The organism is Shewanella sp. SM68, from assembly GCF_025653925.1.
In the GTDB taxonomy this organism is placed as follows: Bacteria; Pseudomonadota; Gammaproteobacteria; order Enterobacterales; family Shewanellaceae; genus Shewanella; species Shewanella oncorhynchi.
Genome location: NZ_JAKKRU010000009.1, coordinates 214,250 through 227,208, shown reverse-complemented (window position 1 = coordinate 227,208; position 12,959 = coordinate 214,250). Strand labels below are relative to the sequence as shown.

Sequence of the window (12,959 nt, the reverse complement as noted above, 5' to 3'; positions counted from 1 at the left end):
TAGCAGTAGGATGTCGGCAACCCATATTCTAGAGAGTTGTAGCCGTAGGATGTCGCATGGAAGAACGTAAAGTGTTAGTTGCTGGTGGTAATTTATTGCAGGCCCACACATGGAAAGGTTTATTGGAGGCCTGTGGCATTCATGTTGAACTCAGAGGTGAAGCGTTATTAGGCGGCATTGGTGAACTCCCTACTGGGATGCAAAACGTCGAGTTATGGGTAGGTGAGTCCCAATACGCGTCGGCACAAGTTCAATTGAATGCGTTGGATGTTGAAAGTCCGCAATGGCAGTGTGTGCAATGCCATGAGACTAATGAAGGCAGTTTTGAGCTTTGCTGGCAATGTAGCTCAGAGCGCAGCGAAAGCCACAACTAACCTTTCACTGGCAACCTTCTCAGCTTTGCGGTGAGGCTGAAAGATTGCGTCTGCAGGATGAGAAGATTACACTTTGCTGATAAGCTGACATTCATTATGTCATTCAATATCTTATCTAGGAGTTAGTGATGCAGCATCCCAATGCATTTTCCGCCCTTGTTGACGCTATTCTGCCTAATATCACTGAAGTGACAATCGAAGCTTATCAGGCCGATGACCGCTGGCACCTTGTTGATGTGCGTGAGGATCGTGAGTGGCTGCAAGATCATTTACCCCAAGCGAAACATTTAAGCCGGGGTATTTTAGAGCGTGATATCGAAGCGCGTTTCCCCGATAAAAATACACCCATATTACTCTACTGCGCGGGTGGTGCGCGTTCCGCCTTGGCTGCCCATAATCTGCAACTTATGGGTTACACCCACGTTGCCTCTATGATTGGTGGCTATAAGGGCTGGGTACAGCGTCAACTGCCAGTGGTGCAGGACTAAGCGTTCAGGATCTCATCTAATGCAATATTTTCCCTTGTTTGTCGATACGGTTAATTTGAATGTTCTACTGGTGGGCGCGGGCGATGTGGCTAGCCGTAAGTTAGCACTGCTGACACGTACCGAAGCCAATATCCACGTGGTAGCGCCAGAGGTGAACCCAGAAGTGCAACGTTATGCAGATGCTGGCCGTATTTTGTTATCCCAGCGTGAAGTCGTCCATGCCGACATTCAAAATTATGATTTGGTGTATTTAGCTACGGCAAACGACAGTCTTAATGCCGAGTTAGCGACCTTAGCTACTGCGCGTGGTATCTGGGTTAATGCTGTTGATAATCCCGCCTTTTGCCGCTTTATCACTCCTTCTATTGTGGATCGAGGTCGTTTAGTGGTCGCGATCAGCACTGCGGGCGCAGCACCAGTATTTGCACGCACGATTCGCTCGCGTTTAGAATCTAGTCTACCGCAGTCACTCAAACCGTTATTCGATTTTGTCGCCGATAGACGCGTCGAAGTACAAGATAAACTCGATTCAACCTCGAAACGCCGCTTATTTTGGGAGCGTTTTTTTGATACCAATGGTGACCGTTTCGATAGTCGTACCACTGAGCATTACCATAATGCGTTTAATAACTTAGTCAGCCGCGGCGAAATCCTTTTGTTGGATGATGCAACGTCTGTGGACTTATTGCCGCTCGCCGCCATGCCGCTATTGCAGCGCCTCGATTGGATATACAGCCAAGGCGATTTGAGTGTCGAACTCGCTGAACTTGTTCGCCGCGACGCAGATCGCGGTTTTTTACCCGCTTTCAGTGAATTGAGTCAACAGTATGAGCTGGGTACGCGCATGCTACTGGTAGCGGATACGCAAAAAATCAGCTTGTTGAAAGCCCATTTTCCCATGGCTAAACATCTGCGACCCGGAGCGATTTAATTTCTTACCGATTCAGCCTTGGGTTCGATTTAACCTTCTGTTCAATTGCACTTTATGTTCGATTTCATGGGCGTATTCTATTGTTCGTTTGAGCTAATGCCGAGTCTCAGGTAGACTCGGCAGCCTTATTTTAGGATTTCGCTGTTTCAGGATTTCACTCTGCATTTAGGATGACTATGGCCCTCAAGGCGACCGTGTTTAAAGTCAATTTACAGATAGCCGATATGGATCGGAATTATTACCAAGACCATCAATTGACGCTTGCACAGCATCCTTCCGAAACCGATGGCCGCATGATGGTGCGTTTACTCGCGTTTATTGTGAATGCCAGCGAAACCTTAAGTTTTAGTAAAGGTCTGTGCGTCGATGACGAGCCAGAGCTATGGGACAAAACCCTATCCGGTGAAATTGAGTTGTGGGTTGAGTTTGGTCAGGCCGATGAAAAATGGCTGCGAAAGGCCAGCGGCCGTGCCAAAGTCGTGCAGCTCTTTACCTATGGTGGTCGCAGTGTACCGATTTGGTGGAAACAGAATCAGCAAGCGTTAGAGCGTTATCAGAATTTAAAAGTGTGGAATATTGCCGAAGAGTCCGTCACGGCGATGGAGGCCTTTGTTGGGCGTAATATGGCATTGCAAGTTTCGATTAGTGAAGGCCAAATTTGGTTATCGGATAATGAAACCAGCGTGTTGATTGAGCCTGAAATCCTCAAAGATATTGAATAACATGTTTTGTAAAAAAAGAGCCTGCAATTGCAGGCTCTTTCCGTTTATCACTTTTAAATATCAGTAAGAGTATCGATTTTGATTTATTTGAAGCTCAGTTCCCAGCTATCGATATAACCAACATCACCACGGCCACTGTCTACGGCTTTTAACTTCCATACGCCGTTCGAATTAGCACCTGTCATATCTGCGGTATAGCTCTTATTGATATTGTCTGCACCAAGACCTGTGTTGTTATGCAGGGTAACCGTTTTTCCTGAAGGGCTGATCAGCTGCACTTTTAAGTCACCAATGTAAGGGTGGACTATGTTCACGACTGCAGTCACAGTACTTGAATCACCTGTGCGAGTAACCGTGATTGGGCTAGTGATCCCCGCCGCTTTGTTATCAGGAATATTATAGTTATCAGTATTGCTATAGCTCGTTGGCGTACCGCCGCCATTAGACGCTGTGTAGTTCGCCGTTAACGACACACCAGTGAAAGCCGAATCGCCTTTCACCATGGCATAGTAAGTGCCTGATTGTACGTTGGTGATTGGACAAGACTCACTATTGCCACTTTTATACGGACGGCAATCGTAATTAGTGGTGGTTGGCGCCGCGCCATATTGCACATACAAGTCCGCATCACCTGTGCCACCGTTCATCACAAAGCCTAGGTTAGTTGCACCTGCAGGAACCTCAAATGAAAAATGTAATTCTTCACCTGTTGCGCCTGCTAAACCTGTTTTCGCCACACCGTTCACCAGAACACTATCGCCCGGTTCGGTTGGATCGACAGGACCCGTTGGACCAGTACAAGATGCATCTAGGAAGGCTTTTGCTGCAACTGCATTAACTAAACCATAGCCATAGTAGTTGTCACGACCCGCAGTACCAAGATCTTCGGCGGTCATTTTCAATGCGTTACGGACTTGCGCCGCACTACATTCTGGGTGGTAGCTCCACACTAAGGTCGCAACACCTGACACATGCGGTGTCGCCATTGATGTACCGTTGTAGTACTCGTAATCTTTATTGCCTTGGTTGCTGACAGTGACTGTGGCGCCCAGTTGATTGCGCAATGCTAAACCTGTTGCACGATCAACAGATACAGAAACCATATTGATTTCGTTGTTAGCATCGACAAGGAAGGGGTTTTGTAAGCCGGGTAATGCCGCGTTACTGTAAACAATCGTCGCACTGGCCCCCGCATTCTTACAGGCTTTAGCTGCGTTAATTTCAGGGTAGCTAGTGCCTTGATTACCAACACGTTCCACTAAACAAATCTTATTGGTCATGTTGCCGCAGTTGAAGCTTGTGCCGCTAACGGTACATTCTGCCAAAGTTGCAGTGCTGGTACCGTTAAATGGTGCGGGGACATAGCTGCCACCAGAGGATATCAGGCGATTGTGCGGCACGACACCTGAGTCAAAGTAAGACTGACTGCCGATAGTGATATCGGCTAAACGGCCTTCGCCACGGGTAACAGTCGATAGAACGGCTTCACCAGGGCCTGATATTTCCACTTGGTTAGTGTATTGGGAGAATGCTGAGTGGTCTTTATGGTTATCCACAGAGGCGACGGACATGACGCCATCGTAGGATGCTGGGTAGCTGTGAGTGCTATTCCCATCGTTACCCGCAGCAGCAATCAGGAGAACACCATTATTATAGTGGGCAGCCAGAGCGTTACGCTCAGTGGTGCTAGAACCTGAACCACCTAAACTCATAGTGACAACATTGGCGCCGTTGGTGACACAAGTGTCTACGGCAGCGACTAAGGATGAAGAGTAGCCCCAGCCAGATTCATTAAACACTTTGATCACATGAATATTGGCATTTTGATTTGGCATAACGCCGATCACGCCATCATTGTTGGCAATCGCCGCAATCGTCCCCGCAACGTGCGTACCGTGGGCGTTATTATTGCCCGGCTCAAACCAGTTACCCGTGCCTGAGTTATTGGTCCCTGTGACATTGTTGCCACCTAAGTCGCTGTGACTACGGTCGTAGCCTGAGTCGATAATACAAATAGTGCGGTTGCCCGCTTGGCTGTCGCTTAGCTGGGTTGCTCCTACAAAAGTTTGGCCCCAAGGCGTACTTTCACTTAGAAAGCGGCGTGGCATATCTTCTTCGACATATTCCACATCAGCACGGGTTTTTAAGGCATTGATCCCTTTGGCATCGAGTTTCACCGAGTAGCTGTTACTGCGGCCGATACGCTTCATTTCCTTCGCTTGTACTTTATTTAATGCGGTATGTTGGGCACTGATTTCAGCCATTTGTGGCTGATAATTCATTGTGGTTGGTAGCGTATCTGTTGTCGCGTCATTGAGTGACTGCAGATTACTCGTAGATTGCACACTATTGGTTGACATGATGGCCGCGGCATCAGTGTTTTTAAACTTCACAATGTAACGCTTTGGCAGTGGGGAGGTTTGTGCTTGTAATGCTGCGGCAAAACCTGGGGCTTGTGGTGCTGCTTGTACACCGGCTGAGATCGCAATAGCTAAGCTTGAAAGGCTTAACGCTATTTTAGTGGTTCTGTTGATTGTCATGTTCTTCTTCCATGGTCAATTTAGTGTTAATCATTATTATTTTATGTTTCATAAGAATAACTACGACTCAGATGCTACTCGGTTAGTGAATTTATCTGCGACCACAGTGTTTGTAAATAATTTGTTAACGGTATGGCGGTTGGTAAGTGTTTAGATTTAATAGGCATTTATAGTGCATATAAATTCAACTTGTAACGAGTTGTAACCAAATTTTATTAAAATATTTGTTTTTTTATGTGATAAACGTGAATAAGTGAATACGAATTTACGACTCCATATACGGGTTTTTGATTGATTTTGCTGTTAGCAATTCATTGAAATTTATATATATATTTTTTTGTGATTAAAAATAACAAAAACAAACTTTAAGTTTTCATCATCATGATGATATTTCATCAAGTGATTGATTATGCGAAATTGTTGCAAAAGGCTGTCAATAGGGTGGCAGTTGCCAATTGATTGACGACGGCTAATATCTCGGTCAGTTTGAAATAACTGGATTGCAACGTTGTACTTTAAAGTACGTAGGTAACACGTTTAGCTATTTGGGCTTATGTACCGTGTTACCAAGTATTTTTGAATATCAATATTTTGCATAGGTAATCTTAGGTATTTTGAGATCCACAATCTTCCGTTATAGCACTGCTCCATTATCTGTTTGTCATGGCTAACAAGTTCATTTAACCGTTATAAGACTTCTGAAAGTGATAAAAAGGTGAATAAATATCGCTGCTTAGTGGCATAGCAAAAAAATTAAATTTCCAAGCTTATGATACAGATGATTCCGTAACAAATAGATTAATGTGTTGAGCACAACTTTTTGCGTATTGAGAGCCATATTTTATTTATGGATAAGGAAGGTTAAGTATTGTGTGACCACTTCAGTTTCCATCGTTTCAGGATGATACTCGTGGTGAACGTTAATAATTTTTTTGATCCAATGCAGGTAGTTTTTTCAGTTCTAATCTCTAATCCTGCATACGCATTTATTCTTGAATTAGGTGTAGAAACGGGGTTTTTATATTCATGATATCCGATTTTTATACTGTTTATTTGCACTAAATTAATGACTTTGATCAAGTTTCAAAGGAAAAAATAAAAATATTTGTGCACCTGTGCCATCCTTACATTCGATTAACATTTTTGACATGACTTATGTTTTACAGCTCGACATAATAGGTTTGGAACCCGCACATGCGCGTTTTGTCGAATGTTATATTTTAGGAAGCTGATAACTAATATGTAGTTAAAAATACGCATTTTTACTGGCCTTAAAGACTGTATAGGTCTTATGAGATAAACGCGTATGAGTACTTTACAAGATGTCTGCTTGCTATTTTACTTTTCAAACTTGAAAGGAAATCATATGCGACATAAAAATGTGTTTAGCCTGTTTTTGGTCGGAACGCTCTTGATCTGCGGTGACACTTTAGCAGCAGGTGGCGGTGGCGTGCTGGTAGACCCTGGTGCCATGGAAGGTAAGCATTTCGATCCCAAAGGTAAAATGCCGTCGACGTTTACGGTCGAACTGCAGAATGGCCTGCGCAAGAGCCTGCCTTTTGAAGATAAGCGTGATTTCGAGGAAGCCAAGAAGGGCTTCATTGTCGCGCCATCCTATAAGCAAATTATGGCCGAGGCTGGCAACGTGGCTTGGGATATGGGTAGTTACGAATACCTACTGCAGGGCAAGGATTTTGATAGCATCCACCCTTCGTTGCAACGCCAGGCCATCTTGAACATGGCTTATGGCCTTTATGAGGTGGTTCCGGGCAAGATTTATCAGGTCCGTGGTTTCGATCTTGCCAACATCAGTTTTATCAAGGGCGACACGGGTTGGATCGTGTTTGATCCGCTGACAGCGAAGGAAACTGCCGCAGCAGCGTTGAAGTTAATCAACGAAAAACTCGGTCCTCGGCCAGTAGTCGCGGTGATCTATTCGCACTCACATCTGGACCATTACGGTGGTGTACGCGGTGTAATTGACGAGGCTGATGTCAAGAGTGGCAAGGTGCAAGTCATCGCGCCGAGTGGCTTTATGGAACATGCTGTTTCCGAGAACGTTTACGCAGGCAATGCAATGATCCGCCGTTCATTCTTTCAATACGGCGTGCTACTTCCACGTAGCCCGTTTGGTCATGTTGATCAATCAATTGGGAAAAATACCGCTTCGGGTAATACAGGTCTAATTCAACCGTCACGCTATATAGAAAAAGACTTCGAGACGCTGACCGTCGATGGGGTCATTATGGAGTTCCAAAGTACTCCTGGCACCGAAGCGCCTGCTGAAATGAATACTTGGTTCCCGCAGCTAAAAGCGTTTTGGGCTGCAGAGAACATCACCGGTACCATACACAATATTTACACCCTGCGTGGTGCATTAGTGCGTGATGCACTGGCTTGGTCCAAGCACATCAATGTGGCACTGTATCGTTACGGTATTGAGGCCGAATACATGTTCGCTGCACATAGTTGGCCACGTTGGGGTAACGGACGCATACAGGAAATAATGCGCACCCAGCGTGATGCTTATGGTCACCTTAACAACAACGTACTGCACCATGCGAACAAAGGTGTGACGATAAACGAAATCCACAACGTCTATAAACAACCTAAGAGCCTGCAAGTACAGTGGGCGGCCCATAGCTACCACGGTTCTATCGAGCATAACAGCCGTGCTGTGATGAACAGGTACCTTGGTTACTGGGATGCAAACCCCGCGACTCTGATGCCGCTTTCACCCAGAGAATCAGCACCGCTTTATGTTGAGATGATGGGTGGCGCTAAGAAGATAATGACTAAGGGTAAGCAACTGCAGGATCAGGGCAAGTATTTCGAAGCTGTTGAGATCCTCAATAAATTAGTCTATGCCGAACCTGAGAATGTTTCTGCCAAAGACTTGTTGGCAGATGTCTATGAGCAGATAGGCTATCAGAAGGAAAGCCCGAGCGTGCGTAACAGCTTCCTGGCTGCAGCCTATGAACTGCGCCATGGTCTGCCAAGTGGTGTACCACCCAAATCTAGCGGTCCGGATACCATTCGCGGTATGACCACCGAGCTTTGGTTGAATTTTATGGGTATCAGCATGGATAGCACCAAAGTGGAGGGAGTCAAGGCAGTCATTAATCTGATCACGCCTGATAATGGTGAGATGTTTATCGTTGAGCTAAGCAATTCAACACTGACGAACATCAAGGGACAGTTGGCTAAGAATCCGGATCTGACTATTAGAGTCAACCGTGTAGATCTAGAAACCGTTATGGGGGGGAAAGCAACATTTGACCAGTTGATTAAGGAAGGTAAAGCTAAGCTTGAAGGTGACCGCAAGCCGTTTGATTTGCTGCGGAGTTCTTTGGTTAGATTTACTCCTAGTTTTGAACTATTGCCTGGTACCAAGGCCGTTAAACCTCATCAAGATCTTGTTAAAGACCCGTTTGAAGTTCAAGAGCCCGGTAATACTTCGGGGGGCTAATGCGTCTTTTCTCTCATCCTTTTGCAAGAATGTAGAGCGTTGAGGTTCACTTCCCCTGCTTACAATAGGTTGCAGCGGTGTCAATACGCCAGTGCTGCAACCTTAAGGTGATTTATTTTTGTGCCAACTGCAGGTTAACGACATCTTTTTGTGTTTTTAAATCTGCCACTCATTTTTAGGATGGATTATGTGTCTCTTCAAAAATGATTGTGGGTAGGTGCTTACTTATTTACCTCTGCTTAATTTCGATATTCTATTTAGACAATAAAAAAGCGCCCTAGGGCGCTTTTAGCCGTAAAACCTTGAATGACTAGAGCGAGGTGAGAGCACTAAAGTGATTTATCCTTACTTCCCCACACTAGAGCCAATTCGATGGTAGTAAATTACTTAGCGGGTGTTTTTTGCGCCTCAACTAAGGTGGAGTAACCGCCACCATTATAGGTTTGGGTGTATCCGGCAGCGACTAAGGCTTCGGTCGCAATACTGCTACGACGACCGCTGCGGCAATACAAGACGACGGGAGCATCTTTGGCGATGCCACGCTTAGCAAACTCCTCTGTCACTTGCTCAAAGGGAATATTGACCGCATTCGCTAAATGACCTTCGGCAAATTCTTCAGGCGTTCTAACATCGAGCACCATAGCGCCTGCGGCAATTTTATCCCATGTGATTGCAGGATCTTGGTCGGCGGCGTTGGCTATCATGGGCATTAGCAGCAGTGGCATGAGTACCAGTGATTGCAAGCTTAATAGGGCTAAGCGCATTAGACTTTGGCCACTGGTTACGAGGTTGTGGGTCACTTTATCTCTCCTTGACGGCTTTTCGGCACGCTTGTATTAGCCAAGCGTGTACTTGCTCACCTAACTCTTATCTCTTATCTTAACTCTTAAGTAGTGACTTTATGTGGCTTAGCTTTGTTTAGCAATTTCAGCCTCTGATTTTACACCCAATTTTCGTAAAAGCATGGCGGCAGGGCAAAAACCAGTAAAAGCACTTTGGAATAGGTTAGCGCCAACAAATGCGGTTAACCACAGAAAGTTGTGGTGCACATAGGCGGTTAACACCAGTGACAGTAACACCATAAATCCGGCAAAAGCCATAATACTGCGTTCTAATGACATACCTTACTCCTTGAAGCCATCTTGGTGATGGCCTTTGTTGTGGTTAGTTTTGTGTTTGTGTTTGAGTCTGTATCTGAACAGTATTCATACGGTTTTTCATGGCCGTGTAGTACAGCACTGGGATGACAACTAACGTCAGTATGGTCGAGATAAAAATACCAAAGATCAGACTGATCGCTAAGCCATTGAAAATCGGATCATCAAGAATAAACAATGCCCCTATCATGGCTGCAAATGCAGTCAGCATGATAGGTTTAGCTCGCACGGCGCCAGAGTGGATCACTGCCCGCTCAAAGGGCACGCCGGATGCGGTTTCTTGATTAATAAAATCGACCAATAATATCGAGTTACGCACAATAATCCCCGCCAGCGCTATCATGCCTATCATGGACGTTGCCGTGAATTGCGCTCCGAGCAGGGCATGTCCAGGCATTACGCCAATCACAGTCAGTGGAATTGGCGCCATGATGATAAGCGGCACCAGATACGATCTAAACTGCGCGACCACCAATAAATAAATCGCAATCATACCGACCGCATAGGCGATACCCATGTCTCTAAAGGTTTCGTAGGTGATCTTCCATTCGCCATCCCAGAGCACGGCGACTGAGTCTAACCCTGTGGGTTGGTGAATATAATGCTGATCAAACCCTAAGCCATCGGCGCCATCGATTTTGCCCGCCATATCGAACATGCCGTAGAGCGGGCTGTCCAGTGGTCCCGACATATCGGCGACGACCATGATCATAGGGATCATATTCTTATGGATAATCGGTGCATCGATTTTGCCACGTTTGATGGTTACCAGCTCAGAGACAGGCACAGATTGCCCCGTTTGGCTCAGTAACTTCATATTCAGTACTTGCTCTAAATCGACTTTCGCGCCTTCGTTTAATTGCAGGCGGATCGGTATCGGTTGTTTTTGCTGGGCTTGATGTAAATAGCTCACATCTTTGCCGCCAACTGAGGTGGCAATCAAGTCGACAATATTGCTGTAGGGCACGGCCATCAGGCTGGCTTTACTGCGGTCGATCATTACTTGCCATTTTTGCTGGGCGGCGGGCAAGAAAATATCGATATCGACCACATCTTTGGTTTCATGGAACAGCGCCTGCATCTCATATGCGGCTTGCTCGCGAATAGCGGGACTTGGGCCATACACTTCTGCAACCAGCGGCGACCACACTGGTGGTCCAGGTGGCACTTCAACCACTTTGATATTGGCTTGATATTGCTCGCCAATTTGCTGCAGTTCGTCTCGCACCGATACCGCTATGCTGTGGCTGTCGCGCTTGCGGTGTTTCTTATCCACTAGGTTCACTTGGATGTCGCCAAGCTCTTGGCTGTGACGCAGGAAATAGTGGCGCACTAAGCCGTTAAAGTTCATTGGCGCGTTAGTGCCCGCATACAATTGCAGATGCTCGACCTCAGGGACGGTTGTTAGGTAGCGACTCAAATCCTGCAATACTCTTTGTGTTTGCTCTACGGGAGTGCCTTCTGGCATGTCCACCATTACTTGAAACTCGGACTTATTATCGAAGGGCAGCATTTTAAGCACCACGAGCTGACCCACGGGGAGCGCGACGGCGATGCCGATTAACACAAATACGCCGGCAGCTAGTCCCATTCTTGCCTTACGGGCATTTTTACCCAGCAGGAAAGGACCAATTAAGTGAGTAAAGAGGCGCACCATCTTAGTTTCAGCTTCATCCTCGTGCGAGGCTTGGGCAGTATCGTGTTGGTCATTATGTTTCAGCAGTTTACGACTGAGCCAAGGAGTGACCACAAATGCCACAACGAGGGAAATTAACATGCCCATACTGGCGTTGATGGGGATCGGGCTCATGTAAGGCCCCATTAAGCCCGATACAAAAGCCATCGGCAGCAAGGCTGCGATAACAGTAAATGTCGCCAGAATCGTTGGGCCACCGACTTCATCGACCGCCACAGGGATAAGCTCACTAAAAGACTTTTTGCCGAGTGCCATATGTCGGTGGATGTTTTCTACAACGACTATGGCATCGTCGACCAAGATGCCGATGGAGAAAATCAAGGCGAACAAGGACACGCGGTTTAAGGTAAATCCCCACGCCCAAGAGGCGAAAAGGGTGATCGCTAGCGTGATAATAATGGCCACACCCACGACTAAGGATTCGCGTGCGCCCATGGTTAAAAATACCAGCACGACTACAGCGCTGGTGGCAAAAATCAGTTTTAAAATAAGGGTGTTAGATTTATCCGCCGCGGTTTCGCCATAGTTACGTGACACTGTGACTTCGACATTTGCCGGGATCAACACATTGTCGACCTTAGCTATCCGCTCAATCACACTGTCGGCGATGTCGACGGCATTTTGGCCTGCTTGTTTACCAATTGCGATTGTGACGGCGGGATAAATGTCGGTTTTATCTGCGTGCCAAACGCTCTGTTTCGGGATATCACTTTTTAAGCTGATTTCGGCAATATCCGCTAAATAAATCGGAATAGTTTTGCCTTGTTTATCTTGATAGACACTGACGACTAATTGTTTGAGATCGTCGATGGATTGTAAAAACTGCCCAGCTTGGACCTTTATCTCTTGATTGCCTTGCACTAAGGATGCAGGCATAGAGACCATATTATTGTCATTCAGGCTTTGTCTTAACTTGTCGTAGGTCAGATTAAAGCTGTTCATCTTGGCGGGATCGATACGTATATTGGCCACCATATCGTGCTGGCCAACGGTATCGATTTCGCGAGTGCCGGGAATACGCTTAATTTCAGTTTCTAACCCAAGGGCGACATGGGTTAGCTGCTCAGCAGACACTTGCCTGTCCTTTGACCATAAGGTCAAACTGACAATGGGCACATCATCGATGCCGCGGGGTTTAATTAGCGGTTCACCCACGCCAGCGCCCCTTGGTAATTTATCCATGTTGGAATAAATCTGGTTGTATAGGCTGACGATGGCATCATTGCGCGCAACACCGACCTTAAAGATGACGATGATCAGCGCGCCATCGGGTTGGGAGAACGAGTACAGAGTATCTATGCCTTTGATTTCGGAGATCACTTGTTCCGCTGGCAGGGTGACTAAGTTTTCAACTTCCGTGGGTGTCGCGCCGGGAAAAGGGATAAACACATCGGCAAAGGTGACATCAATTTGTGGCTCTTCTTCTTTTGGTGTCACCAAAATGGCGAATAAGCCAAGTAAGAGCCCGAGAAGTGCTAATAGCGGCGTGATGGCGCTATTTTGAAAGGCAGCGGCAATTCGTCCGGAAATCCCAAGTGTGGTTTGTGGTACTGGAGCATGTTTCATAAAACAACCTCGACAA

Annotated in this window: 10 protein-coding genes; 5 read left to right on the top strand and 5 right to left on the bottom strand. The window is 46.4% G+C overall.

The window, feature by feature from the left end:
• The first annotated feature begins 56 nt into the window (after positions 1 to 56).
• From L5M40_RS15750 to L5M40_RS15735, 4 genes are all read left to right on the top strand, one after another.
• Positions 57 to 374, top strand: coding sequence for a DUF2007 domain-containing protein (locus L5M40_RS15750; protein ID WP_028761071.1), 318 nt, complete (start codon positions 57 to 59; stop codon positions 372 to 374).
• Positions 375 to 502: 128 nt separating this feature from the next.
• Positions 503 to 862 (top strand): rhodanese-like domain-containing protein, encoded by a 360-nt coding sequence (locus L5M40_RS15745; protein WP_131523169.1) that lies wholly within the window; start codon positions 503 to 505, stop codon positions 860 to 862.
• A gap of 19 nt (positions 863 to 881) precedes the next feature.
• A complete protein-coding gene (locus L5M40_RS15740; RefSeq protein WP_168824282.1) occupies positions 882 to 1,793 on the top strand; it encodes a bifunctional precorrin-2 dehydrogenase/sirohydrochlorin ferrochelatase in 912 nt (303 codons plus the stop codon).
• 176 nt (positions 1,794 to 1,969) lie between these two features.
• Positions 1,970 to 2,515 carry a YaeQ family protein gene (locus L5M40_RS15735; RefSeq protein WP_028761068.1) on the top strand — a complete coding sequence of 182 codons (546 nt, stop codon included), beginning with the start codon at positions 1,970 to 1,972 and terminating at the stop codon, positions 2,513 to 2,515.
• A gap of 83 nt (positions 2,516 to 2,598) precedes the next feature.
• Here L5M40_RS15735 and L5M40_RS15730 read toward each other — a convergent pair whose 3' ends face one another.
• Together L5M40_RS15730 and L5M40_RS22625 are read right to left on the bottom strand one after the other, a co-directional pair.
• Complete coding sequence (locus L5M40_RS15730; RefSeq protein ID WP_263177477.1) at positions 2,599 to 5,055, bottom strand: S8 family serine peptidase; 2,457 nt, start codon at positions 5,053 to 5,055, stop codon at positions 2,599 to 2,601.
• Between the two features lie 841 nt (positions 5,056 to 5,896).
• A complete protein-coding gene (locus L5M40_RS22625) occupies positions 5,897 to 6,001 on the bottom strand; it encodes a hypothetical protein (protein ID WP_411569018.1) in 105 nt (34 codons plus the stop codon).
• Between the two features lie 360 nt (positions 6,002 to 6,361).
• Here L5M40_RS22625 and L5M40_RS15725 point away from each other — a divergent pair, with 360 nt between their 5' ends.
• Positions 6,362 to 8,524 carry an alkyl/aryl-sulfatase gene (locus L5M40_RS15725; RefSeq protein ID WP_263213997.1) on the top strand — a complete coding sequence of 721 codons (2,163 nt, stop codon included), beginning with the start codon at positions 6,362 to 6,364 and terminating at the stop codon, positions 8,522 to 8,524.
• Positions 8,525 to 8,907: 383 nt separating this feature from the next.
• Here L5M40_RS15725 and L5M40_RS15720 read toward each other — a convergent pair whose 3' ends face one another.
• The 3 genes from L5M40_RS15720 to L5M40_RS15710 form a co-directional block, all read right to left on the bottom strand.
• On the bottom strand, positions 8,908 to 9,324 hold the full coding sequence (locus L5M40_RS15720) for a rhodanese-like domain-containing protein (protein WP_263175628.1): 417 nt from the start codon (positions 9,322 to 9,324) through the stop codon (positions 8,908 to 8,910).
• 108 nt (positions 9,325 to 9,432) lie between these two features.
• Positions 9,433 to 9,645: a DUF2892 domain-containing protein gene (locus L5M40_RS15715; protein ID WP_263175627.1), complete on the bottom strand. Its 213-nt coding sequence runs from the start codon at positions 9,643 to 9,645 to the stop codon at positions 9,433 to 9,435.
• A 43-nt stretch (positions 9,646 to 9,688) separates the two neighbouring features.
• Positions 9,689 to 12,943 carry an efflux RND transporter permease subunit gene (locus tag L5M40_RS15710; protein ID WP_263175626.1) on the bottom strand — a complete coding sequence of 1,085 codons (3,255 nt, stop codon included), beginning with the start codon at positions 12,941 to 12,943 and terminating at the stop codon, positions 9,689 to 9,691.
• Between the last annotated feature and the right edge of the window lie 16 nt (positions 12,944 to 12,959).